We start from the raw sequence: 25,113 nt of genomic DNA, 5'->3' as shown, positions 1-25,113 counted from the left end.
ATTAAATCGTCACCGACTTCTAGCAATGTCGAAATTATCAAATAATACTAGCTAATTAATTTTGACTCATAGTATAATGTATGATAAAAAACAACTATGTCAAAAAATTAGAGGTAGCGAACTCATGAAAATTAATAAAGTATTAAACAATAATGTTGTCATAACAGTGAATGAAAATAAGCAAGAATTGGTCGTGATGGGAAAAGGTCTTGCATTTCAAAAAAAGGTTGGGGAATCGATTGATCCGTCTAAAATTGAAAAAACATTTGTGCTGCAAAAATCAGGAATAACAGAAAAATTACATCAGCTATTAAAAAATACCTCTGAAAAATATTTAGATATATCCTCTGAAATATTAGAATTCGCGCAAATGAATTTGCCATACAAATTAGATGAATATTTGTATGTAGCATTAACGGATCACATTAGTTTTGCGATTAGTAGATACCAACAAGGGATTCAATTAAAGAACACTCTATTATATGAAATTCGAAAATATTATAAAAGGGAATTTGAGATTGGATTGAAGGCCCTGGATATAATAGAAGCGCATACTGAGATAAGGCTTGATGAGGATGAAGCGGCATCAATCGCGTTACATTTAGTAAACAGTGGAATTTCTGGGGAAAATATGGCGATGGCGATTCAAGTAACCGATGTAGTTGATAATGTATTAAATATTGTTAAATATCATTACAAAATGGAACTTGATGAATTGTCAATTAACTATGATCGGTTTTTAACACATCTTCGCTTTTTTGCTGTACGATATATTAGAAAAGAGAAAAATGAGGATACTTTAGATGATTTTCTTTACGAGCAAATCCAAAGAAAATATGAAGAAGCGTATGCTTGTACGAAGAAAATAGCAATCTATTTTAAAAATAACTTTGAATGGCTTCTCTCAAAGGACGATGAAGTTTACTTAACAGTCCATATTCATCGAGTAACTTACCGTCAGCAAAATTCTAGTCAAAATCTCTAACGAATGAAAACGTTTTATTTTTTTGTTGACATGGTATAAAAGTCATGGTAATTTTAAGATGTAAATTAATTTACGACAAAGAACTTAATATTAATAATTAGGAATGTTACCTATTTTGGGCATAACCTGAATCGATTTGAAACACACAATACCTGTGTGCTAATTCAAATTGGTTCAGGTTTTTTATTTGAAAAATTAAGGAGAGGGTGGAAAGATATGAAGTACAATCAATTGGCAAAAGACATTATTACAAATGTCGGCGGACAAGAAAACGTTAACAGTGTGGTTCACTGTATAACTCGTCTTCGTTTTAAGTTAAAGGATGAAAGTAAAGCGAATACAGATGTATTGAAAAATATGGATGGTGTTGTCACCGTTATGAAAAGTGGTGGCCAATATCAAGTAGTAATCGGCAATCATGTGTCAGATGTATATAAAGCAGTTTTAGCTGAAGGTGGTTTTGAAGCTGCAAAACCAGTTGATGAAGATGGTGGAGAGAAAGGTAGTTTATTTAACAGATTTATAGATTTGATTTCAGGAATTTTTACTCCAATTCTTGGAGTATTAGCTGCTTCCGGTATGATAAAGGGCTTTAATGCTCTATTTGTAGCACTTGGATGGTTAGATAATACAGGTGGAACATACCAAATCTTAAACGCAATTGGAGATGGACTATTTTATTTCTTACCAATTATATTAGGGTATACAGCAATGAAGAAGTTTGGTGGAACACCGTTCTTGGGAATGGTCATTGCGATGGCTTTGGTTTATCCAGCACTTGAAGGAATTCCGAATGCTGGTGATCCATTGTATACGTTATTTACGGGAACGATGTTTGAGTCACCAGTTTATATTGAATTCTTTGGTATTCCAGTTATTTTAATGACTTATTCAATGTCAGTTATTCCAATCATTATCTCAGCATTTTTTGCAGCAAAACTTGAGAAGTTTTTTGCAAGAGTAATTCCATCTGTTGTAAGAATGTTTTTAGTTCCAATGTTCACATTGCTTATTATTATCCCGTTAACATTTATCATAATAGGACCAATCGCAACGTGGGCAAGTCAATTATTAGGCCAAGCTACTATTTGGGTGTATGATTTAAGCCCTGTTATTGCAGGAACTTTCCTGGGTGGTTTCTGGTTAGTGTTTGTTATGTTTGGTCTTCACTGGGGTCTTGTTCCAATTGCACTTAACAACTTCACATCTCAAGGATATGACCCAATATTAGCATTAATATTTGTTCACTCATTTGCTTTAGCAGGAGCTATTCTAGCAGTTTGGTTGAAATCAAGTAACCAAAAAACAAAAACACTTAGTGCGCCAGCATTTATTTCAGCAATATTTGGTGTTACTGAACCTGGTATGTACGGTATTGCATTACCACTTAAGAGACCGTTTATATTTACGTTAATCACATCAGCACTTGGTGGAGCGATGTTAGGAGTTTTTGGTACAACAGGATATGAAATGGGTGGCCTTGGTGTATTCCAACTTCCTAGTTTCATTTCTCCAGAGGGTATAGATATGGGAATTATTGGTGCTATTATCGCTGCAGCAGTTGGTATGGTTTTAGCTTTTGTATTAACTTACTTCTTTGGTGGGATTCGCAAAGTTGAAGGAACTGCATCTCAAGAGGAAGCTTCACAAAAAGTTGCAGGTGCAAATCACCCAGAACAAAACGTAAATAATGAAGTTATTGTTAGTCCATTTAATGGTCAAGTGAGAAAATTAGAAGAAATTGGAGATACAGCGTTTAAATCTGGTGCTTTAGGTAAAGGGGTTGCTGTAGAACCTTCTGAAGGTAAATTATATGCACCTGTATCCGGAACTGTTTCAGCATTATTTCCTAGTAACCACGCAATTGGTATTACATCTGATGAAGGTGCTGAGATTTTAATCCATATTGGTATGGATACGGTTCAATTAAATGGGAAATATTTCACTACTCATACAGCACAAGGTAGCCGTGTTGAAAGAGGGCAATTACTAATTGAGTTTGATGTAAATGGAATTGAAGAAGCAGGCTTTGTTTTAACTACTCCTGTAGTTGTAACAAACCACGACCAATTTGAGATTTCTGCAATTAACGAACAAGAAGTAAAATCTCAAGATTTATTAATTGAATTAAGAGCAAAGTAAAGTGAGACGAAAGTATGAAAACTGCAAAGAAAAAGCGTTTCAAAGGAAAATGAAGCGCCTTTTCTTTACATAAGCATAGCTTGCTTAAATAGATGGCATAGGAGGAATAAAACATGGTAAACCGATTTCCAGAAGGATTTTTATGGGGTGGCGCTACAGCGGCCAATCAATTAGAAGGTGGTTTCAATGAAGGTGGAAAGGGTCTTAATCTTGCAGATGTTCTACCAGGTGGAAAAAAAGCGAGACTCAAATTACTTTCTCAAACTGGTTTCGATTTCGAAATTGATGAATCAAAATATATGTATCCAAATCATGAAGCAATTGATTTCTATCATCGTTATAAAGAGGATATTGCATTATTTGCAGAAATGGGCTTTAAAGTATTCCGTATGAGTATAGCGTGGAGTCGTATTTTCCCTAATGGTGATGAGCTTGAGCCGAGTGAAGAAGGTTTGGCATTCTATGATCGTGTATTTGATGAGCTTCATAAACATGGAATTGAACCACTTGTAACAATCGCACACTATGAAACACCTTTACACTTAATCAAAGCGTATGGTGGTTGGAGAAACCGTAAGCTTGTTGGGTTCTTTGAACGTTATGTAAGAACAATTTTAACACGTTATAAAGATAAGGTTAAATATTGGTTAACTTTCAATGAGATTAACGGAGCTACTCATATGCCATTATTAGGGCTTGGTTTTTCACCTGAAAGTGAAGAAACACGTTTACAAGATAGCTTCCAAGGGTTGCACCACCAATTTGTGGCTAGTGCACAAGCAGTTAAACTTGGACATGAAATTATTCCTGATTCACAAATAGGTTGCATGTTGATTTACGCACCCGTTTACTCTTTTGATTCGAATCCTGAGAACGTGATGCATGCTAGACAGGAAGCAGATTTATTCAATTTCTTTTGCGGGGATGTACAGGTTCGTGGGGAATATCCTTATTTTGCTGAAAGATACTTTAAAGAGAATAATATTAAGCTTGATATTCATGAAGGTGATCTTGAAGTCATTAAAGAAGGAACAGTAGACTTTATCTCATTCAGTTACTATATGTCAAGAACGGATAAAAAAGTAAAAACACCAGAAGAAATTGGTGAAGGAAATTTAATCGGGGGCGTTAAGAACCCATTCTTAGAAGCGAGTGATTGGGGATGGGAAATTGACCCTGTAGGTTTACGTATTGCATTAAACGAACTTTATGGTCGTTATGAAAAACCTCTAATGGTTGTTGAGAATGGATTAGGAGCTTATGACAAAGTAGAAGAAGATGGATCTATTAATGATGATTATCGTATCGATTACCTGCGTGCACATATTGAACAAATGGGCGAAGCTGTTGAAGATGGTGTAGACTTAATTGGTTACACAAGCTGGGGATGTATTGATTTAGTAAGTGCGTCATCTGGTGAGTATTCTAAGCGCTATGGTTTTATTTATGTGGATAAGCATGATGATGGTAGCGGTACGATGGAACGTAGCCGTAAAAAGTCGTTCTTCTGGTATAAAGATGTTATTACTTCTAATGGAGAAAGCTTATAAAAAAATTATTCAGTGGGGGGTTGTCCCTCACTGATTTATTTTAAGTATGGAAGGAGAAGTTAAAAGATGAAGAATGGTTTTCCGGAAGATTTCTTATGGGGAGGAGCAATTGCAGCAAACCAAACAGAAGGGGCATTTTTAGAAGAAGGAAAAGGTTTAACGACAGTAGATCTTCTTCCGACAGGTGAGAAGCGTTTCCCTATTATGTTGGGAAATCTTCCTTCTTTTTATCCAATAGAAGGTGAATATTATCCATCTCATGAAGCGATTGATTTCTATTATCGTTACAAAGACGATATAGCATTATTCGCAGAAATGGGTTTTAAAGCTCTACGACTCTCTATTTCCTGGGCTAGAATATTTCCAAATGGAGACGACGTAGAACCTAATGAAGCTGGTTTGAGATTTTATGATAATCTATTTGATGAACTTCGCAGTAAAGGAATTGAACCAGTTGTGACGTTAGCTCACTTTGATGTTCCTGTACATCTAGTTGAAACATATGGCAGCTGGAAGAATCGTAAACTAGTACATTTTTTTGAAAAATATGCAAAAACGGTATTTGAACGTTATAAAAATAAAGTTAACTATTGGTTAACTTTTAACGAAATAAATATGTTACTCCATCTACCTTTTGTTGGTGCCGGACTAGTATTTGAAGAAGGGGAAAACGAGCTGCAAGTTAAATATCAGGCAGCTCACCATCAGCTCGTGGCTAGTGCCTTAGCTGTAAAAGCAGGACATGAAATTAACCCTGATGCGAAAATTGGTTGTATGCTTGCTGCTGGTATGACTTATGCATACTCTAGTAATCCGAATGATGTATGGGATGCAATGAATAAAGACCGTGAATCGTTTTTCTTTATCGATGTCCAATCGCGTGGAGAGTATCCTGGATATGCGAAACGATTTTTCCAAGAAAATGCTATTGAATTGACAATGAATGAAGAAGACGAAGAAATACTTAAGAATCATACTGTAGACTATATTGGATTTAGTTATTATTCAAGTCGGGTTACAAGTACTGACCCTGAGATCCAAGAAAATACTACGAGTGGAAATGTATTTGGGTCGATTACTAATCCGTATTTAGAGAAATCGGAATGGGGCTGGACGATTGACTCGAAAGGATTAAGAATTACGGCTAACCAATTATATGATCGTTACCAAAAGCCATTATTTATTGTAGAAAATGGTCTTGGTGCCATTGATGAGGTTAATTCCAATGGTGAGGTTAATGACGATTATCGTATCGAGTATCTTCGTGCACATATTCATGAAATGCAGGAAGCAATTAATGATGGCGTAGAACTAATTGGATATACTAGCTGGGGGCCAATAGATATTGTTAGTGCTTCAACTGGTGAAATGAAAAAACGTTATGGCTATATTTATGTAGAACGTGATAATGAAGGAAATGGTACCCTAAAAAGAATGAAAAAGAAAAGCTTTGAATGGTATAAAAAAGTAATAGATTCCAATGGAGAGAATATTGATTAGTTGTATAAAGCATCTCTGATTCATATAGAGATGCTTTTTTTTGATATAAATGTCTCCTGAGTATTCCCTGATGAATACGCATTGCCCCATCACACTGACTAACGTACGAAGTAGTTAGTGATCGTAATCCTAGGTAATTATGAGTTGGTAAGTGGTTTTCTATTCCATCTATCGGGCAAAATGACGTCTAACCCCTTTTTACAAATCTAAAGTAGTAATTTCACAATTATTTCATTGTCAGTAGTTGCGTCTCCATATAACATAGTATAATTGTAGAAAAGGATGGGGTAACCCTTAAGTTTTGAGGAGTTTTTTAATGAAGAAAACGTATTTTATCTGGCTTGCGATCCATTTTATTGTATGGACGAGTGCATATTTCGAATTACCTTCAAAATTAAGTGAAATACAAATAGCGAGTATTTGTGTATTTTATATTATATTATTTGTTGTTCCAATATTTGCATCTAAACCAAAGCTCCAAGCCGTATTATTTTGTATACAAGTTTTAAGTACGATTAGCATCTTTTATCCGGTAGATAATGTGTTCAATTCGTATGTAGTTCTCATACAGGCGCTAGTCATTGCGGAGGCTGTGTTTTATCTTTCACGTTTTCCCAGTGTTATGGTAATAAGTACTCAACTGGGGAGTGCAGTTTTGCTTCTATTAGAAGCGGATCTGTCTACGTCTATCTTTATTTGGTACGGACTTACTTATATGCTAATAGTTATTGCCTTATTATATTATCAGGCGATACATAGACGAGAAGTTGATGGAAGAAGAAAGAACGATGCCTTGTTAGATGAATATAGAAGGATGAAGAGGCAGCTTATAACAGAAGAGGAGCAAGCAAGACAGGATGAACGAAATATGATTGGGCATGAAATTCATGATTCAGTTGGTCACAAACTAACCGCATTAATCATGCAATTTGAGGCATTTCGGTTATCTGCCGTGGACATAGATGAGAAAAAAATTACCATGCTTAAAGAGCTTGCAGAGGAAAGCCTGGCTGAAACAAGAACAGCAGTTAAATCCCTTAAGCAAAGAGAAGTAGGTGGACTACAAGGGATCATACGATTAATCCGTAAATTAGAGATAGAAAGCTTTATGAAAATTAATTTTACTGTAAAGCATGGAGCGTTTGCTGCATCATTAACCGGAGAGCAGTCCTTTGCGATCTATCGTGCCGTTCAAGAGGCATTAACAAATATTATGAAACATGGGGCCACAAGAGAGGCACAAGTAATCTTTGAGTCACCGGGAGGAAGTATATTTCGTTTTGAGGTCATTAACCGAAGTTCTACGAATCCTTTCTTTCAAGAAGGCTATGGTCTAAGAGCAATGCGCGATCGAATAGAAAAAGTTGGTGGTTCCTTGGAGATTAATCAGGATGAACGTCAATTTGTCATAAGTGGTACTATCCGATTAATAGAACGGAGTGGAGCAAATGATTAAGGTGTTGCTGGCAGAGGATCAGATAATGGTCCGACAAGGATTAAAAGCAATGATTGAAACAGATGAGGAGATTATCGTAACTGGAGAAGCAGCCAATGGTAAGGAAGCAGTTGCTTTATGTGAGAAACAGGTATACGATGTGGCAATCTTAGATATTCGTATGCCAGAAATGGATGGGTTAGAGGTTGCCAAGGTTTTACGTGCCCGTTTTCCACATATAAAGGTATTGATGCTCACAACATTTGACGATAATCACTATGTGATGGAGGCCTTGAAGCTTGGGGTAAGTGGTTATGTGTTGAAAAACGGGGATACGGAGGCGCTTATTCGTTCTATTAAAAGCTCATTAAATGGTGGCCTTTCACTGGAGGATCAGGTTGCGGCCAAGGTAATGCCTGTGTTGCTTCAAACCCAAAAGGAGGAGGACCAGATAGACCCCTCCTTAACACCAAGGGAACGAGCAATTTTAAAATGTATTGGTGAAGGCCTCAACAATAAAGAAGTAGCAGAACGGCTAGGATTGTCGGTGGGAACGGTTAAGAATCAAACAAGCCAAATCTTAGATAAATTAGAACTAAGGGATCGAACACAGCTAGCAATATATGCTATTCGTCATCGGATGGTTTGAGAAAAGAAAAAGTGACAAAAGTAATACGCGTCTTTTTGAGAAGTGACCAAAGTCAGTAGTGGCTTTGGTTGTTTTGTTTTATGATTCATTTATAAAATTGAAAGTAGGAGGAAAATCCATGCTTGAAACGATAAATTTAAGCAAGTCCTTTAAGGGAAAAAAGGCAGTACAGGACGTCAATTTATATTTAGACAGTGGGGAATCAGTTGGTCTACTGGGCCCAAATGGTGCTGGTAAATCGACTACGATTTCCATGATTTCATCGTTGGTAAAGCCAACTACCGGGGAAATAAAACTAAATGGAGTAAATATTATTCAAAAACCAGAGCAAATGCGAAAAGTGCTAGGGGTTGTACCACAGGAACTAGCTATATATGAAGATTTATCCGCTTATGAGAATCTTAAATTTTTTGGATTTATCTATAATTTGAAGGGGAAAGAACTCGAAAAAAGCATTCAGCAAGCCTTAGAGATTGTAGGATTAACAGATCGTCAAAAGGACTTGGTCAGGACTTTTTCTGGTGGGATGAAGCGCAGAGTCAATATTGCGGCAGCATTACTGCATCGCCCGGAGATTTTGATATTAGATGAGCCAACGGTTGGAATTGACCCCCAATCAAGAAATCATATTTTAGAAACGGTACGTATGCTAAACGAATTGAATGGCACAACCATTTTATACACGAGTCATTATATGGAAGAAGTCGAACAGCTTTGTGATCGTTTGTATGTGATGGACCATGGCGAAATTATTGCTGCTGGCACAAAAGGTGAGTTGCTTAGTATTTTGTCTACAGAGGATACAATTAAAGTAGAGCTAAGTAAAATGGATGAGATGTTTATCGAACAGGTAAAAACAATTGAAGGAGTACGAAAGGTAGAAGCTTCTCAGGTGAATCTAAAAATCATTGCAAAAAAAGGGATTAATCTAGTCAGTGAGCTAGTCCATCTTGCAGATCAGTATCATATCCAAATGGTTAATTTTCATACGGAGAGCCCGAGTCTAGAGGATGTGTTTCTTCATTTGACTGGTCGAACCTTACGGGATTAAGGAGGTGTAGTAATGGGGAGTTTTATCAAAAAGGATTTATTACTCTTTTGGCGAGATCGAAAAGAGCTTATTACGGTACTTGTACTACCAATTCTATTAGTAGTCGTTCTGAATTTCGCCTTTGCAGGACTTTTAAGTGATAATGCGAACGAGAATCTTGATTTACAACTAGCAGTTGTGAATCAGGATAACGAACTAGAGACACTTGCTAGATTAAAAGAAAAACTAATGGAGGAAGGATCGGTTTCTAATTCAGAAGCAGAAAAAATGGTAGAACAAGCAAGTCAGCTAAGTCCAATTCCATTATTGTTTAATTACCTCGAAAGTGATGAATTAAAAAGCTGGGTGACTGTTCATGAGCTTGAAGAAGGTGAGGCAGTAAAAAAAGTTGAAGACGGTGAAATTGATGGTATCCTAACCATACCTTCTGGCTTTACGGTTGATAGTTTATATGCTGCTCTAGCAGGAGAGGTACCAGCAACCTCATTGAAATTTAAAATGGAACGGGAAACGAATAACAATAGCATCTTATTTGATATGATTCATGGTTTTACAGATCACTTGAATTTCCAATTTGTCGTTCAAGAAATTGGCGCTTCAGATGCGGAGGTTTTCCTACCTGAGGGGGGATTCGAAAAAGTAGGTACAGGGGAAAGCTTTACGTTATCCCAATACTTCACAATCGCAATGGGTGCATTGTTTGCCTTGTTTCTTGCTTCGACAGTTGCAACGAAAACAGGCTTGGAGATTAGACAAAAGGTATTTTACCGAATCCAATTAACCAATAGTAATCCAATTCTATTTTTAATTGGTAAAATGGTATCTACTTTTTGCTTAGCTTGGCTACAGATTATGTTTGTGTTTGTTTTTTCGCACTTCATTCTAGATGTTTTTTCGGATCGGACGACTAGCTTTTGGTTAGGTGTAATAGGGATTGTTACCATACTTTCCTTAGCAATTGCTGCGTTAGCCGCTGTCTTCACAAGTATATCCCTTAGAATTACCAATATTGATGCGGCAAATGGAATTTTCATGTTGGTGATTTTATTTTTTGGCGTAGTCGGTGGAAATTTTGTTCCAATTTATATACTACCGAGCTGGCTTCAGAAAATTGGAGAATGGACGCCAAATGGCTCATCGTTAGTGGCACTGACAAATTGGATTCAGTATGAGGAGTTGTCCTCCATTGTCACACCAAGTTTATTTCTAATTGGATTCTTCCTACTATTCACAGTGGTTAGTGTTGCAATATATCCAAAAAGGGGGAAAACATCATGAAGTCCGTTATATGGGCACAATTTGCTAAGGATAAACGTAACCCATTATTCCTTCTATTATTTATTGCTGCTAGTATTTTAGCAACTCTCTTATTTGCTGGTGGTATTCAGGCACCCACAACAGTAGCTATATTTAGTGAGGAAGCGAATGCCCAAGAAATCGAAGCGAAATGGCAAAAACTATTAAATGCTAATGATACATTTCAATTTGAAATTGTTTCCCCAGAAAAAGCTCGAGAAGATGTTAGGAATGGAAAAATAGATGTAGCAGTAAAGGTCATGGAAATGGATTACCGATTAATCGCAGCTAGTGAACTACCAAGTGTTTCTTTTGTTCAGCAGCATGTAGAAAAGGTATTTCAACGGGAAGCCCAGATTCGTGCAATTATAGATGCGAATGGAAACGAACATGTTCGTAGTGAAATAACCAGCTATCTCGAAAATCCGCCAATTCAAATTGAAGCGCAAGGGCTAGATAGTGAAGAGGTTCCGAACTATAATATGAGTATTCAATTATTGTATGCTTTTACGTTTTTGATAGCGATGTTTATTCTTGGCTTAAAGGTAAATCATGTAACTCATGATAAGGTTGCGGGGATATGGAATCGGATGATCCTGTCACCAATGCGAAAAACAGGGATGTATTGTGGCTATATATGCTATAGCTTTCTCATTACATTATTTCAGGTTATTGTGGTACTCCTGATATTTAAGTATGTTATGAACTATGAAGTAGGGGATCAGTTATGGCTAGTTATTCTGATTGCCGCGTTCTTCATTTTCAGTATGATTAGTGTTGCGATGTTAATTACTGGTTTTGTAAAAACGCCAGAGCAATTTTATGCGATTTACCCGTCCGTAATTCCACTAATCCCGTTGATTAGTGGAGCCTATATGATGCCAGGAACGATTACCAATCCGGTGCTATTATTTGTTGCAGATATTTTTCCGTTATCACATGCGATGGAAGCGATCGTGTCAGTCGTTTTCTTCCACGCTGGACTTAGCGATGTGATAATGTCTCTATTCATGATGTTATTAATAGGTGTCGTAGCAATGGGGTTAGGGATTAATTTGATTGAGCGGAGAAGCTCGTAAGTATGGATAATAAATAACGAAAACCATAAGAGCTCTTGATCGATATCGATCGAGAGCTTATTGTTATTGGGTGCAAGCATAGTTATAGATTAATAATTTTCAATCATGTATTCTGTAGAAAGTGAATAAATTCAAATGGTAAAGTGATAGAAAGCAGGTGAGGGTAGTTATGCAAAATTTACATTTTAACCGAAAAACGATAGTTGCACTGTTACTCGCGGGTTCGTTTATTGCTATTTTAAATCAAACGTTAATGATTACAGCAATCCCTCCAATAATGGATGAAATGGGAATTAGCCCAAATACTGGTCAATGGCTAACTACTGTTTTTATGTTAGTCAATGGTATTATGATTCCAGTCAGTGCGTTTTTATTAGAACGGTTTACGACAAGACAGTTGTTTATTACAGCAATGAGTATATTTGCTATTGGTACATTAGTAGCCGGAATTGCACCTAATTTTTCCACGTTGCTCATCGGGCGTGTCATTCAGTCTGCTGGTGCCGGGGTTATGCTACCACTGATGCAGACCGTATTTTTAATGATTTTCCCTGTCCATAAACGAGGAGCTGCAATGGGGTTAATTGGTCTTGTTATTTCATTCGCTCCAGCAATAGGACCCGCATTATCTGGTTATGTGACGGAGCATTATTCCTGGCGGGTATTATTCTTTATTATCCTACCAATTGCAATCATTGATATCATCATTGCCTTCTTTGCGTTGCGCAATGTAACGGAATTGCAACGACCGAAATTAGATATTCTATCAATTATTTTATCCTCATTTGGTTTTGGTGGATTACTTTATGGATTTACATCAGCGGGGAATAATGGCTGGGTAGCTTTGATGACTATCGTATCTCTTTCTGTTGGTGTGGTTGCTCTTATGGCCTTTATTTTAAGACAGTTGAAACTAAAACATCCAATGCTCGAGTTCCGGGTATTCACGTATTCCATTTTTCCACTAGCAGTTGCTATCGGAATGATTACCTTTATGGGATTAATTGGAGTAGAAACGCTAATTCCACTGTATATGCAAAACATGCGTGACTACACTGCTTTTGAAGCAGGGTTAGCCTTATTGCCGGGTGCATTAATCACAGGGTTTATGTCTCCGATTACGGGTAGAATCTTCGATAAGTTTGGTGCGAGAAAACTAGTGATGATTGGGTTAATTATCATTACTGCTTCTTCGTTTGCTTTTACGAGATTAGATACCTCGACATCGTTGACATATTTAACGATTATGTATAGTGTTCGAATGTTTGGCTTATCGATGGTGATGATGCCAATTGCTACAGCTGGATTGAATCAATTACCAAAACGGCTAATTCCACATGGGGCAGCGATGGATAATACGATGAGACAAATTGCGGCTTCAGTCGGAACCGCAATCCTTGTAACAGTCATGACGACCTCCGAGGAATCTGCTGCCAATAGAGAACTCGTTAATCCAGATATTTATGGTGCTAATGTTGCGTTTATCGTTGTTGCACTACTATCATTTATCGGATTAATTATTGCTTACTTTATCAAGGACCAAAAATCCTCACAGGAAGAAATCGATAAAAAAGATCAGGAAAAAATGAGAGAGAAGGAAGAAACTCAACAATCATCTATTTCCAATCCATAGGATTATCGACATAACTAGGATTTTAAGTGCTCTGAATTATCTAAAACAACCCAGAAACATTGCCTTCAACAATGTTTCCGGGTTGTTTTTTCTTATGATAATTGGTTTAAATTAGGATTGAATTCAGACGCACGAATTATTAAAAACAAACCTTTGAGGGCATACTAAACTATATTTGAAGCGGGAGGGTATCTACATGAAGGAAAGATTATCCATCTTTGCCCTTGGAGGCTTACATGAAGTTGGAAAAAATATGTACGCAATTGAATATGGAAATGATATTGTGGTCATTGACTGTGGGAACAAGTTTCCAGATGAAAGCTTACTTGGCATCGATTTAATTATCCCTGACATTTCTTATCTTGAGGAGAATAAAGATAGAGTTCGTGCTTTAATTGTTACGCATGGACATGAGGATCATATTGGAGGAATTCCTTTTTTCTTAAAAAAAGTGAATGTTCCAGTCTATGCAACTCGGTTTACGTTAGGGCTAATTGAAATTAAATTAAAAGAACATCGTTACCTCAGAGAAAGTGAACTGATTGAAATTCATTCCGATTCAGAAGTCCAATTCAACGAGATGACACTAGGTTTTTTCAAAGTAAATCATAGTATTCCAGATTGTTTAGGAATTGTGTTTCACACGCCAGAGGGATCAATTGTACATACAGGAGACTTTAAGTTTGATTTGACCCCTGCCAATAATGAGCGGCCAGAGATACATAAAATGGCTGAAATTGGGAAAAAAGGAGTGCTGCTTTTATTATCAGAAAGTACCAATGCCGAGCGTCCTGGCTACACGCCTTCGGAACAAATGGTAGGTGAAAATTTGGAAAGAATTTTCATCAAGAGTAATCGAAAAGTGATTGTTTCCACCTTTGCTTCGAATATCAGTCGAATCCAGCAGGTTATAAGTGCAACTCAAAAAACAAATCGAAAGCTTGCCTTACTAGGAAGATCAATGGTGAATGTTGTAGGCGTTGCGAAGGACCGCGGCTACATTACAATTCCTAAAGGTATGTTAATCGAACCTCGTGAAATTGATGAATTACCGCCAGAAATGGTAACAATCTTATGTACAGGCAGCCAAGGAGAGCAAATGGCTGCACTTAGTCGCCTTTCCACAGGCAATTTTCGTGATGTCTCTATTTTAGCGGAGGATACAGTGATCCTTGCAGCAGGTCCCATCCCTGGAAATGAGAAGAATGTAACCGGTATTGTCGATAACTTGTATAAACTAGGTGCACATGTGATTTATGGGTCGGGTAGTTCTTCTGGTATGCATGTTTCTGGTCATGGTTATCAAGAGGACTTACGTCTCATGCTAACCTTAATGAAGCCGAAATACTTCATTCCGATACATGGTGAATATCGAATGCTACATCATCACAGATTACTCGCGGAATCTGTTGGAGTAGAGGAAGGAAACACGTTTCTATTAAAGAATGGAGATGTTGTCGATATTGAAGATGGTATGGCACGTAGTACAAGAACGATACCGAGTGGTGACACTTATGTTGATGGGGTAGACGTAGGGGATATGGAATTTGTGTTACGTGACAGGCAAAAAATTTCAGAAGAAGGGATGCTTATGATCATTGTTCCGATGAGTAAGCAGGAAGAAAAAATGCTATCAGAGCCAGAAATTATTTCTCGCGGCTTTGTCGATAACAACTTCTCCGATTTGCGAAAAGGAATGAATCGAATTGTGATGGAGACAATCCGTGAGCTGCATGCAGCAAATCGAACCTCTTGGAATGTATTGAAGAAGCAGGTCAAGAAAACAATTGGGCAATATGTGAAAGATAAGACGAAGAAGGAACCAATGATTGTTCCTATTTTTATCGAGATTTAATGATGTAAGCTGAGGGCATGAGTCCGATATTAAGTCGGTCTGATGCCCTTATAAGTCAATAATCGTTTGTTAGAGGGAAGTTATTGTTATTAGAGGTTTTGATAGAAATTTTACAGGAATAGTTGAATACTTTCACAATACATGATAACTTATATGAATATAAATATAAAATATTCATATGTTCAAGTAGGTGGATAAAATGGTAAAGGGATTTACAGACCAAGAGAAAGAAATGATTATGACAAAACTGATTGAGGAAGGTAAGCAACAATTTGTTGCAATGGGAGTCAAAAAAACAAGTATTGCTCAACTGACAAAAGCTGCAGGAATCGCACAAGGTTCATTTTATCAATTTTTCTCGTCCAAGGAAGAATTATTCTTTAATATTTTAGAATTAGAAGAAGCACAAATTAAACAGAAGCTCTTAGAGAAAATAAATGTGCATCACATGACAAGACAATCATTTAAGGAAATGTTGTTATATAGTATCGAATTAATTGAGGAACATCAACTAGTAAAGACGCTATTTGATCGTGAGGATTTTGAAAGAATTGTACGTAAGCTTCCTCAAGAGACAATGGAAGAGCATATCAAGCGTGATGAAGACGTTCTAGAACCACTTCTGAAGCTATGGCAGCAAAATGGCTTCTTAGTTAAGAAGGACCCTAAGGTGATAACAGGTGCAATTCGGGGTTTTTTCACGATGTTATTACATAAAAAGGAGATAGGGGAGGAACTATTTCCAGAGGTAGTGGAGCTGTTAGCAGAGAGCTTAGCTGCCGGTCTTGTAGAAGGGAGAAGCTTATCATGATTCATGTCAACAATCTGATGTACCGATATCCAACGAAATCAAGCGATACGATAAAAGGTGTTACGTTTCAGGTAAATAAAGGGGAGATATTTGGCTTTTTAGGACCGTCTGGGGCTGGGAAGAGTACGATTCAAAAAATACTAATCGGAATATTAAAAGGCTATAAGGGAAGTGTGAGGGTTGAGCATCAGGAGTTGAATAGACTAGGTTCAACCTATTATGAACGTATTGGTGTTGGTTTTGAATTTCCCAATTTCTATCAAAAGTTTACTGGTTTAGAAAATTTAACGTTCTTTAGTAAATTATATCAATCTACTAAACGGGACCCTATAGAGCTTTTGGAACGGTTGGGATTAAAGGACGCTGCACATGTTCGATTTAGTAACTATTCAAAAGGCATGAAAATGCGTTTGAATTTTTGCCGAGTGCTATTGAATGATCCGGATATTTTGTTTCTGGATGAACCAACCTCCGGATTAGATCCGGTAAATGACAAAAATTTACGTGAACTGATAAAGGCTGAAAAAGCCAAGGGGAAGACCATCATTATTACCACACATAACATGAATACTGCAGAGGAGCTATGTGACCAGGTGGCCTTTATTGTGGATGGTCAAATATCCTTAATTGATTCTCCTAAAAGGCTCAAGGTTAAAGAAGGAAAGAAAGAATTGCGGGTAGAGTATCGTGATAAGACAGAAATAAAGACAGCACAATTTCCATTGTTAGGCATTGGTCATCATGATAACTTTCAAGAGATTATTAAAAACTATGAAATTATTACGATGCACACGCAGGAGGCTTCATTAGAGGATATATTTATAAAAACGACGGGTAGGAAGCTTGTATGAGATTACTAGATTTACTGAAAATGGATGTCATGTTTCAAGTTCGACACGGATTTTATTATGCGTATGCGCTTGTTAGTGCTTTTTACATTGGAGTCTTATTGTTTTTACCAGAATCTATCATTCAAGAGGCTTCTATTTTCATTATATTTACAGATCCATCTGTTTTAGGCTTTTTCTTTGTTGGTGGTCTTGTTTTACTCGAAAGGAATCAATCTATATTTAATTCATTATTTGTTACACCAATATCTATTCATGCGTATTTATGGAGTAAGGTTTTATCATTAACGCTTCTAGCTACGATTACTAGCTCATTCATTTTTTATTTCATCCATCACCATAGCTTTGCATTTTTACCATTTATGATGGCTGTTCTGTTTTGCTCTGTCTTTTTCACCTTACTTGGAATTGTGTTAGCTGTTCGGGTTCCGTCTATTAATGCTTTTTTATATACATCACCTTTATTGGTGATTATCTTTTATTTACCATTACTAAATTTTATAAACGTCGATTCTCAGATTTTTTATATATTGCCAACCCAAGCGATATTAATTCTATTAGAAGGAGCCTTTCATGAACTTTCTTTTAATATGTATAGTTATGCAACCATTACTTGCATCATATGGATAGGTGTTGCGTATTTTTGGGCTTATTATGAAACAAATCAATTCTTAAAGAACAAATGTTTTCAATGATAGGGGGTTGGAATGGTGGTAAAGCGTATATTTCTATTAGCTGTAAGTGATTGGAAAAATATTAGTAGAGATCCGTTATTAATTTTTTCAATGGTCGGCTCGCTGCTGTTAGCGCTACTAGTTCGTTTTGGGGTACCGGAGCTTCATGCTTTTCTAAGCCAACATATATCCTTTTCATTGAATGAGCATTTTTTAATTATTATTGGATTAGTATTATTAATGGCACCGCTTATGATCGGTATCTTGTACGGATTTATCCTACTAGATGAACGAGATGAAGGTCTTTTATTATATTATTCCATTACGCCATTAACGAAATCGGGTTATCTATTTGGGCGTTTACTATTCCCAATCGGTATTACTTTCTTATTAGCCTACTCCATTATCCTAATACAAGGAATTGTAGCTGTTCGTTTCGCTTCGTTTATACCGGTTGCCTTTTTATTCGCTTTGCAGACACCAATTATAACCATGATCATGGCGACTTTAGCCTCTAACAAAGTAGAGGGGTTAGCATTAACGAAGGTTATTAATCTATGTATTTTAGTTCCGTTAATTGACTATATTTTAGCAAGTCCCTTATTGAATGTCGTAGCGATGTTTTTCCCGGTATATTGGCCTGTTGCGATGTTGTTGGAAAATCAACCAACTCGCTATTGGATAGACTTTATCCTGGGTATCATGATGACTGTGCTATGGTTTACTGTCATTCATTATAAATTTCAGCGGAAAATTGAATGAATATCAGATGGTCACCATCTTATGAGATTCATTCATAGCAGATGTTTATTTAACATTTAACAAGCGAAACCCTTTACAACCTACCATAATTTATTTATTATTCGAATTAATTAAATTTACTGTTTTTTTTAGTTGGGAGAATGCGGATGGAAGAGCGTGTAAAGGAATTAATTCGTCAGAAGAAGCGGATGATGACAATATCATTAGGAATTGTGTTTATGTTTTATTTCATACTTCCTTTGTCTCTGATTTACTTCCCTGATGTCATGAATCGTACAAGTGTGATCGATGGTTTAACTTGGGCGTGGTTATATAGTTTCTTGCAAATTCCCATGACATGGATAGTAGGCTGGATTTACCATAATAGGGCGAAAAGGTTTGACCAGCAAATTGAAGAAATTAACCAGGGGGAGTAGTTGTGAATCTCACATATTTTTTATTTTTTATTTGTATTATAGTGTGTACCTTAATTATTACCTATTGGGCAGCAAAACGTAGTAATACTACCAATCGATTCTATATTGCTTCTGGTAGTTTAACAGGCTTTCAAAATGGACTGGCTATTGCTGGTGATTTTATTAGTGCTGCGTCATTTCTTGGGATTGTTGGGATGATTGCGATAAGTGGTTATGATGGTTTTTTATATTCCATAGGCTTTTTAGTTTCCTACCTGGTTGTTCTTTTTTTAGTTGCCGAACCAGTTCATCGTCTTGGAAGATATTCACTTGGTGATGTAATTTGCTCTCGGTTTCCGAGTAATAAGATGCGCTTACTGATGGCAGTTGGCGCATTCATGATCTCTATTCTCTACATGATTCCTCAACTAGTTGCTTCAGGGTTTTTACTTCGTTTATTATTAGACATCGATTATTCTATCTCTGTACTTGTTATTGGAGGATTAATGACTATTTATGTTGTATTTGGTGGAATGGTTGCAACCTCTTGGGTGCAAATTGTAAAAACCGTTGTTCTCATGTCAGGAACATTTTTACTAGCTTTAATCGTGTTTTCGAATGTTGATTGGAATTTGCCATACTTAATTGAACGTGTAAAGGCAGGAACGCCTTTAGGAGAAAATTTCTTTATCCCTGGGCATCTATTTGAAAATCCTCTAGAATTCCTTTCTCTTCAGCTTGCATTAGTGTTAGGGACAGCGGGATTACCACATATATTAATAAGATTGTTTACTGTTCGAAACACCATGGAGGTTCGGCGGTCCTTAATGAGCTCAACCTGGATTATTGGGGTGTTTTATATTATGACCCTTGTCTTAGGATTTGGTACCGTTGCTCTACTAGGCTATTCTGGATTAATCGGTGATGACCCAACAGGGAATTTAGCTGCGCCACTGTTAGCAAAAGCAGTAGGTGGTGACTTCCTTTTAGCGTTTGTATCAGCAATTGCATTTACTACGATTGTTGCGGTAGTAGCAGGACTAGTAATATCTGCTACAACAGCTTTTTCATATGATATTTTCCATCATATCTTGAAGAAAGGACAGTCAACTGAGATGGAGCAATTGCGGGCAGCTCGTTGGACAGCTGTTGGAATTGGGATTATTTCTACATTATTTGCTTTACGATTAGAAACCATTAATGTGACCTTTCTTGTATCGATGACGTTTGTTGTAGCAGCTTCTAGTAATTTTCCGGTTCTCGTGTTGACGATATATTGGAAGCGCTTTACACACGTTGGAGCCGTCACAGGGATGGTAAGTGGTATGGCAGCATCTATCCTTTTGGTCTTACTAGGCCCACATGTTATGAATCCTGCAGATGGTTGGATTGTAAAAGAAGCGGTGATTTCTCTATATAATCCTGGAATTATTGCCATTCCAATTGGTTTCTTAGGAGCTTATTTAGGAACTATCTTTTCCTCTAAGTATATGCAATCAGAGCAAGCATATAAGCGTTTCTTTATCCAGTCGCAAACCGGTATTAAGGCAAGGGGAGATAATAGGTGAGAGATTTAACAATTATTTTGTTTGAACGATTAGGTTTACTACTCGTTGTTGCCTTTGTGATGACACGCACTCCTGGATTCAAGTCCTTATTGTACCGGGAATATAGTGTGAAGATGTCCCTCCTTCATGCTGTGGTTTTTGGTTTTTTTGGAGTCGCAAGTACAGTGACAGGAATTATCATTACAGATGATACATCGATTATCCGTACTTTCGTTCTTCTACCAGTGGAAGATAATCAACTAATTGTTAGCTCAAGTTTGGTTGCAATTGTAATAGCAGGCTTATTGGGTGGACCTATTGTCGGGTTTGGTGCGGGATTAATTGCAGGTAGTCATTTAATGTTTGTAGGTGGAATTGGCTGGCTAGCCAATGGTTTGGTAAATCCACTGACAGGATGGTTAGCAGGGATGACCGCAAGATTTTTTTCCAATGAGCGGGTTATTTCACCGTTAAAAGCGCTGTTTATTGGTGTTTTCCCACCAGTATTACAAATGCAATTACTATTGATATTGTATACTGGTGGCGATGGTCTAGTTACGATCGTGGATCAAATTGGTTTGCCACTCGTACTATCCAATAGTATTGCTATTGCTATTTTTACGGCAATGATTGGAATCGTACTAAAGGAACAGGAAAATGAAGCGGCTTTGGCTACGAAACAAGCATTAACGATTGCAGAAGAGGCATTACCTTATTTAAAGAAGGATTCCAATCAAGAGGTAGCTAATGGACTAGCGAATTTACTATATGAACGGCTGAAGCTAGCAGCTGTATCCGTGACCAATCAATTGGAAGTATTAGCGCATATTGGATTAGGTGACAAGCACCATCAAGCGGGGGACCGGATAACAATCCCGCTTGCATTAGAAACGATTCATACTAAAAAAATTCAAGTAGCCTATTTGAAATCAGATCTCCATTGTCAGCATGAAAACTGTCCGCTCGAGGCAGCTATTATCATTCCTATTACGGAAGCGAATGATGTTACCGGACTCATTACCTTTTATTTCCGGAAGGCACAGCATATTTCACCAGTAGAACTGATGATGGCGGAAGGATTGGGACAATTTATCTCTAACCAGCTTAATGTGCTCACTACCGAAAAGCTACAAGATCATATTCGTGATGCAGAGCTTAGGAATCTTCAGGCACAAATTAATCCTCACTTTCTATTCAATACACTACAGCTCATTGCATCATTATTTCGAGAGGACCCAAAGAATGCTCGTCATCTAACGCTACAACTGGCAAGTTATATGCGTTTTAATTTAAGGCTAGTGTCAAAATCATTAGTCGAGCTTGAAAAGGAATATGAGCATGTAGAAGCCTACACCTCCATCATTCAGGAGAGGTTTCGCGGAAGGCTACAAATCGTAATGAATAAACCAGAGAAATTACCACGAATATTACTTCCGCCTTCTACTATTCAGCCCTTAGTTGAAAATGCCATCCAGCATGGCTTGAAGGATGTCACGGACAAGGGAAAGGTGGAGATTAAAATTGAAACTCAAGCAGAGGATATTTCGATATCGGTTCGAGATAATGGCTGTGGATTTCCCAAGCATATCTTACCTATTGTGAGTCATAAACCATTAGTAGGGACTCCAAATGGAGGTACGGGTATTTATAATGTAAATCAGCGATTGGTTCGGTTAATTGGAGAATCAGCTAGACTGCAAATTTGCAATATCTCAAGTGGGGGAAGTGAAGTGAAGTTCACCTTACCAGTTCCAAATGAATTTGTTGAAAAGCAGGTGATTGGATGAGTATTCGTGTGATGATTGCTGAGGATGAAATGATGGCTAGAAAGGAATTGCTTTATTTACTGAAGGATGAAAAGGATATCTATCTAACGCCTCATGCTGAGGCAGGTGAACAAGTCATTGAATTATTTATGGAGCATCAACCAGATGTCATCTTTTTAGATGTGCAAATGCCAGGATTAACCGGAGTAGATGCCGCCAAGTATATCACCGAAAAAACGGAGGGACAAGCTCCATTATTTGTATTTACTACAGCTTATGATGAATATGCGTTAGATGCATTTGAAATAGAAGCAGTTGATTATTTATTGAAGCCTTATGATGAAACGCGATTCCACAAAACAATGGTACGAATACGAAAAATTATGAGCACGAAGGTGGAATCGAGGTATCCAGTTATACAGAAACCATCTACAGCTAAGCTGCTAGTAGATGATGGGGAACGAATGGTTGTCCTTTCACCAGAGTCGATCTATTATGCAGTACCGAATAAGCGACTACTCGAAATCCATACAGAGGATAAGGTGATAATGAGTCGGATGACCTTACAGGAATTAGAGGATAAATTGTCTGATTATGAATTTTTTCGTGCACATCGTAGCTACTTAGTTAATTTAAATCATGTATTAGAAATTACTCCGTGGTTTAACGGAACGAGCAATTTGACATTAAAGGATAGGGAAAGGACAGTAATTCCAGTTAGTCGTAATGCTAGTAAAATTATTCTTAGTACTTTTCGAGTATAGGAAAGTCTTTATTTTTTATAAGAACCCGTTCATGATTGCATACAAACCATTCACCCTTCTATTTCTACCGTTGGCGCAAACATTAAATCAAGAATGTTCGAAATAATTATAATAATTAGTAAGCGCTTACAATGAAATAATTAGAAGGAGGATGGTTAGATGGCAGAGGCTAAGCTAATGGATGAAAAAGGAAAGCCTAAGGTGGATTATGTAAAAGTAGAAAGTAGCCCACAGTTTAAACAACTGATGGCGAATAAAAAGAAGTTTATCCTACCGATGACGGTGTTTTTCCTAGTGTTTTATTTTTTATTGCCAATCTTTACTTCGTATGGAACATTCTTAAACACACCAGCATTTGGAGATATTACGTGGGCTTGGATATTTGCTGTTGCACAGTTTGTAATGACATGGGTAATCAGTTCTATGTACGTGAAAAAGGCAGCTTCCTTTGATGATGAGGCTGATCAAATTATTGAAGATCAGATTCAAAAAGGAGGTAATCAATAATGGATCCAATTGTTGTCGTTTTATTCCTTGCGATTGTATCGCTGACACTTGTCATTACGTATTTTGCTGCCAAGCGAACGAAATCCGCTAGTGAATTTTATACGGCGGGTGGAGGGCTAACAGGCTGGCAGAATGGTCTTGCGATAGCTGGTGACTATTTATCAGCAGCGTCGTTTCTTGGTATTGCTGGAGCAATTGCCTTACAAGGGTTTGATGGATTTTTCTATAGTATTGGCTTTTTAATTGCTTATTTAGTGGTGTTGCTACTAGTAGCAGAGCCGTTACGAAACCTTGGTAAGTATACACTTGCGGATATGATTAATTCACGATTTGATGCGAAAAAAGTTAGAGGTGTTGCTGCACTAAGTACCATTACCATTGTACTCTTCTATATGATTGCACAGCTCGTAGGTGCGGGTGCTTTAATACAGCTATTATTTGATATTCCATATTGGATTGCCGTACTAATTGTGGGTGTTATGATGACAATTTACGTTCTATTTGGCGGAATGATAGCCACGAGCTGGGTTCAGATAACGAAAGCAGTTCTTCTGATGGCAGGTATGGTAATTATTTCATTCATTGTTTTGTGGAAGTTTAACTTCAATATTTCCGCTATGTTTACTGAAGTAAAAACAGCAACAAGTCATGGTGCAGATTATTTAAATCCAGGTATTAAATATAGTGATCCATTAGGAACACTATCGTTAATGCTAGCATTAGTACTTGGTACGGCGGGATTACCACATATTTTGATGCGCTTCTTTACTGTAAAGGATGCTAAAACAGCCAGAAAATCTGTTATTACAGCAACATGGACAATCGGTATCTTTTATATTCTAACCTTATTCCTTGGTTTTGGTGCGGCAATATTTGTTGGGGAAAGTGATATTTTAGCGGCCAACTCAGGTGGGAATATGGCCGCGCCATTATTAGCTGAAGCGATTGGTGGAAACATTTTATTTGCCTTTATTTCGGCAGTTGCATTTGCGACTATTCTTGCCGTTGTTGCAGGGCTTGTACTATCTGGTGCTTCAGCATTTGCACATGATATTTACGGGCAAATTATAAAAAAAGGAAAAACGACAGAAAGGCAGCAAATGCTAGCAGCACGATATGCAGCATTAGGTGTATCCGTGTTATCTATTTTACTATCATTAGGTGCACAATTCTTGAACGTTGCCTTTCTTGTATCTCTAGCATTCTGTATCGCAGCAAGTGCTAATTTACCTGTTATTCTCTACACTGTTTACTGGAAGCGATTCAATACTTCTGGAGCGGTTTGGGCATTATTGTCAGGTCTGATATCGGCTCTTGTCCTTGTATCATTGAGCCCGAGTGTATTCTCCCCAGTTGAAGGAGCAGCACTATTTGTTGGTGACCCAATCTTCCCATTATCCAACCCAGCACTTGTTAGTGTTCCGTTAGGCTTCATCGGTGGGTATCTTGGCACGGTATTCTCGAAGGAAAATGATTTAGCACGCTATGCAGAAGTCAAGGTAAGAGCGAATACTGGATATCGGGAGTAAATGGATGGAAGCTGAGCGGCTTCGGTTCACTGTAAAAATGAAAGTTTGGAGTAAATGCTAAAGATTTGTGGTAAAAGCTAAAGTTTCCCCCAAATAAGCCGAAGTTAACTCATAATAAGTTAAAGATGTAGCTGACTAGGAAAAGTGTGGCAGGGAGATGTGAAAATTGGTTTCAAATAATAAGAACCTGGGATTTTTTACCAGGTTCTTATTATTTGTGAATACATTTTTAACTTAAGAGTGAAGCATTAAGAGTAATGTTGAATTGTACTATAAATTAAATGCTAGATTTTGGGATGAGGATAGGTAAAGCTAAATTTCTTAATATGGAATCA

At 37.3% G+C, this 25,113-nt stretch carries 21 protein-coding genes; all 21 read left to right on the top strand.

The genetic code is table 11. The features are described from left to right. Positions 1 to 124: 124 nt before the first annotated feature. The 21 genes from licT (at position 125) to ABC228_RS12075 (ending at position 24,778) form a co-directional block, all read left to right on the top strand. Positions 125 to 985, top strand: coding sequence for a BglG family transcription antiterminator LicT (licT, locus tag ABC228_RS12175; RefSeq protein WP_345825417.1), 861 nt, complete (start codon positions 125 to 127; stop codon positions 983 to 985). 216 nt (positions 986 to 1,201) lie between these two features. Then, on the top strand, positions 1,202 to 3,127 hold the full coding sequence (locus ABC228_RS12170) for a beta-glucoside-specific PTS transporter subunit IIABC (protein WP_345825416.1): 1,926 nt from the start codon (positions 1,202 to 1,204) through the stop codon (positions 3,125 to 3,127). A 113-nt stretch (positions 3,128 to 3,240) separates the two neighbouring features. Beyond that, entirely contained in the window at positions 3,241 to 4,677 is a 1,437-nt protein-coding gene (locus ABC228_RS12165) for a glycoside hydrolase family 1 protein (RefSeq protein ID WP_345825415.1), read from the top strand. 66 nt (positions 4,678 to 4,743) lie between these two features. Beyond that, a complete protein-coding gene (locus ABC228_RS12160) occupies positions 4,744 to 6,177 on the top strand; it encodes a 6-phospho-beta-glucosidase (protein ID WP_345825414.1) in 1,434 nt (477 codons plus the stop codon). A gap of 316 nt (positions 6,178 to 6,493) precedes the next feature. Beyond that, complete coding sequence (locus tag ABC228_RS12155) at positions 6,494 to 7,633, top strand: sensor histidine kinase (protein ID WP_345825413.1); 1,140 nt, start codon at positions 6,494 to 6,496, stop codon at positions 7,631 to 7,633. Beyond that, the gene (locus tag ABC228_RS12150; protein WP_345825412.1) at positions 7,626 to 8,261 is read left to right on the top strand and encodes a response regulator; all 636 of its coding nucleotides are present in this window, start codon (positions 7,626 to 7,628) and stop codon (positions 8,259 to 8,261) included. The genes ABC228_RS12155 and ABC228_RS12150 overlap by 8 nt, the downstream gene beginning before the upstream one ends. 118 nt (positions 8,262 to 8,379) lie before the next feature. Further along, complete coding sequence (locus ABC228_RS12145; RefSeq protein WP_345825411.1) at positions 8,380 to 9,312, top strand: ABC transporter ATP-binding protein; 933 nt, start codon at positions 8,380 to 8,382, stop codon at positions 9,310 to 9,312. Positions 9,313 to 9,324: 12 nt separating this feature from the next. Next, the gene (locus ABC228_RS12140; protein ID WP_345825410.1) at positions 9,325 to 10,590 is read left to right on the top strand and encodes an ABC transporter permease; all 1,266 of its coding nucleotides are present in this window, start codon (positions 9,325 to 9,327) and stop codon (positions 10,588 to 10,590) included. Beyond that, positions 10,587 to 11,687: an ABC transporter permease gene (locus tag ABC228_RS12135; protein WP_345825409.1), complete on the top strand. Its 1,101-nt coding sequence runs from the start codon at positions 10,587 to 10,589 to the stop codon at positions 11,685 to 11,687. The genes ABC228_RS12140 and ABC228_RS12135 overlap by 4 nt, the downstream gene beginning before the upstream one ends. A 169-nt stretch (positions 11,688 to 11,856) precedes the next feature. Then, positions 11,857 to 13,320 carry an MDR family MFS transporter gene (locus tag ABC228_RS12130; RefSeq protein WP_345825408.1) on the top strand — a complete coding sequence of 488 codons (1,464 nt, stop codon included), beginning with the start codon at positions 11,857 to 11,859 and terminating at the stop codon, positions 13,318 to 13,320. A 196-nt stretch (positions 13,321 to 13,516) separates the two neighbouring features. Continuing rightward, a complete protein-coding gene (locus ABC228_RS12125) occupies positions 13,517 to 15,175 on the top strand; it encodes a ribonuclease J (protein WP_345825407.1) in 1,659 nt (552 codons plus the stop codon). A gap of 199 nt (positions 15,176 to 15,374) precedes the next feature. Beyond that, positions 15,375 to 15,986, top strand: coding sequence for a TetR/AcrR family transcriptional regulator (locus tag ABC228_RS12120; protein WP_345825406.1), 612 nt, complete (start codon positions 15,375 to 15,377; stop codon positions 15,984 to 15,986). Beyond that, entirely contained in the window at positions 15,983 to 16,837 is an 855-nt protein-coding gene (locus ABC228_RS12115) for an ABC transporter ATP-binding protein (RefSeq protein WP_345825404.1), read from the top strand. The genes ABC228_RS12120 and ABC228_RS12115 overlap by 4 nt, the downstream gene beginning before the upstream one ends. After that, positions 16,834 to 17,529, top strand: a complete 696-nt coding sequence (locus ABC228_RS12110) for a fluoroquinolone export ABC transporter permease subunit (RefSeq protein ID WP_345825403.1) — start codon at positions 16,834 to 16,836, stop codon at positions 17,527 to 17,529. The genes ABC228_RS12115 and ABC228_RS12110 overlap by 4 nt, the downstream gene beginning before the upstream one ends. A gap of 12 nt (positions 17,530 to 17,541) precedes the next feature. Beyond that, a complete protein-coding gene (locus ABC228_RS12105; RefSeq protein ID WP_345825402.1) occupies positions 17,542 to 18,270 on the top strand; it encodes a hypothetical protein in 729 nt (242 codons plus the stop codon). Between the two features lie 146 nt (positions 18,271 to 18,416). After that, complete coding sequence (locus ABC228_RS12100; RefSeq protein ID WP_345825401.1) at positions 18,417 to 18,686, top strand: DUF485 domain-containing protein; 270 nt, start codon at positions 18,417 to 18,419, stop codon at positions 18,684 to 18,686. A 2-nt stretch (positions 18,687 to 18,688) separates the two neighbouring features. Then, positions 18,689 to 20,233 carry a solute symporter family protein gene (locus ABC228_RS12095; RefSeq protein ID WP_345825400.1) on the top strand — a complete coding sequence of 515 codons (1,545 nt, stop codon included), beginning with the start codon at positions 18,689 to 18,691 and terminating at the stop codon, positions 20,231 to 20,233. After that, positions 20,230 to 21,999, top strand: coding sequence for a LytS/YhcK type 5TM receptor domain-containing protein (locus ABC228_RS12090; protein ID WP_345825399.1), 1,770 nt, complete (start codon positions 20,230 to 20,232; stop codon positions 21,997 to 21,999). Before ABC228_RS12095 ends, ABC228_RS12090 begins: the two co-directional genes overlap by 4 nt. Further along, positions 21,996 to 22,742, top strand: a complete 747-nt coding sequence (locus tag ABC228_RS12085; protein WP_345825398.1) for a LytR/AlgR family response regulator transcription factor — start codon at positions 21,996 to 21,998, stop codon at positions 22,740 to 22,742. Before ABC228_RS12090 ends, ABC228_RS12085 begins: the two co-directional genes overlap by 4 nt. A gap of 159 nt (positions 22,743 to 22,901) precedes the next feature. Further along, a complete protein-coding gene (locus tag ABC228_RS12080) occupies positions 22,902 to 23,249 on the top strand; it encodes a DUF485 domain-containing protein (RefSeq protein ID WP_345825397.1) in 348 nt (115 codons plus the stop codon). Next, positions 23,249 to 24,778, top strand: a complete 1,530-nt coding sequence (locus tag ABC228_RS12075; protein ID WP_345825396.1) for a solute symporter family protein — start codon at positions 23,249 to 23,251, stop codon at positions 24,776 to 24,778. Before ABC228_RS12080 ends, ABC228_RS12075 begins: the two co-directional genes overlap by 1 nt. Positions 24,779 to 25,113: the final 335 nt, after the last annotated feature.

Origin of the sequence: Ornithinibacillus xuwenensis (assembly GCF_039614845.1) — a bacterium.
Classification (GTDB): domain Bacteria; phylum Bacillota; class Bacilli; order Bacillales; family Amphibacillaceae; genus Ornithinibacillus; species Ornithinibacillus xuwenensis.
Note: the sequence above shows the minus strand (reverse complement) of the source record. Positions and strands in the feature narration are given on the sequence as shown.

Excerpts from the sequence above, each read along its gene's own strand:
- licT (WP_345825417.1), top strand. The coding sequence starts at position 125 with ATGAAAATTAATAAAGTATTAAACAATAATGTTGTCATAACAGTGAAT.
- ABC228_RS12170 (WP_345825416.1), top strand. The coding sequence starts at position 1,202 with ATGAAGTACAATCAATTGGCAAAAGACATTATTACAAATGTCGGCGGA.
- ABC228_RS12165 (WP_345825415.1), top strand. The coding sequence starts at position 3,241 with ATGGTAAACCGATTTCCAGAAGGATTTTTATGGGGTGGCGCTACAGCG.
- ABC228_RS12160 (WP_345825414.1), top strand. The coding sequence starts at position 4,744 with ATGAAGAATGGTTTTCCGGAAGATTTCTTATGGGGAGGAGCAATTGCA.
- ABC228_RS12155 (WP_345825413.1), top strand. The coding sequence starts at position 6,494 with ATGAAGAAAACGTATTTTATCTGGCTTGCGATCCATTTTATTGTATGG.
- ABC228_RS12150 (WP_345825412.1), top strand. The coding sequence starts at position 7,626 with ATGATTAAGGTGTTGCTGGCAGAGGATCAGATAATGGTCCGACAAGGA.
- ABC228_RS12145 (WP_345825411.1), top strand. The coding sequence starts at position 8,380 with ATGCTTGAAACGATAAATTTAAGCAAGTCCTTTAAGGGAAAAAAGGCA.
- ABC228_RS12140 (WP_345825410.1), top strand. The coding sequence starts at position 9,325 with ATGGGGAGTTTTATCAAAAAGGATTTATTACTCTTTTGGCGAGATCGA.
- ABC228_RS12135 (WP_345825409.1), top strand. The coding sequence starts at position 10,587 with ATGAAGTCCGTTATATGGGCACAATTTGCTAAGGATAAACGTAACCCA.
- ABC228_RS12130 (WP_345825408.1), top strand. The coding sequence starts at position 11,857 with ATGCAAAATTTACATTTTAACCGAAAAACGATAGTTGCACTGTTACTC.
- ABC228_RS12125 (WP_345825407.1), top strand. The coding sequence starts at position 13,517 with ATGAAGGAAAGATTATCCATCTTTGCCCTTGGAGGCTTACATGAAGTT.
- ABC228_RS12120 (WP_345825406.1), top strand. The coding sequence starts at position 15,375 with ATGGTAAAGGGATTTACAGACCAAGAGAAAGAAATGATTATGACAAAA.
- ABC228_RS12115 (WP_345825404.1), top strand. The coding sequence starts at position 15,983 with ATGATTCATGTCAACAATCTGATGTACCGATATCCAACGAAATCAAGC.
- ABC228_RS12110 (WP_345825403.1), top strand. The coding sequence starts at position 16,834 with ATGAGATTACTAGATTTACTGAAAATGGATGTCATGTTTCAAGTTCGA.
- ABC228_RS12105 (WP_345825402.1), top strand. The coding sequence starts at position 17,542 with ATGGTGGTAAAGCGTATATTTCTATTAGCTGTAAGTGATTGGAAAAAT.
- ABC228_RS12100 (WP_345825401.1), top strand. The coding sequence starts at position 18,417 with ATGGAAGAGCGTGTAAAGGAATTAATTCGTCAGAAGAAGCGGATGATG.
- ABC228_RS12085 (WP_345825398.1), top strand. The coding sequence starts at position 21,996 with ATGAGTATTCGTGTGATGATTGCTGAGGATGAAATGATGGCTAGAAAG.
- ABC228_RS12080 (WP_345825397.1), top strand. The coding sequence starts at position 22,902 with ATGGCAGAGGCTAAGCTAATGGATGAAAAAGGAAAGCCTAAGGTGGAT.
- ABC228_RS12075 (WP_345825396.1), top strand. The coding sequence starts at position 23,249 with ATGGATCCAATTGTTGTCGTTTTATTCCTTGCGATTGTATCGCTGACA.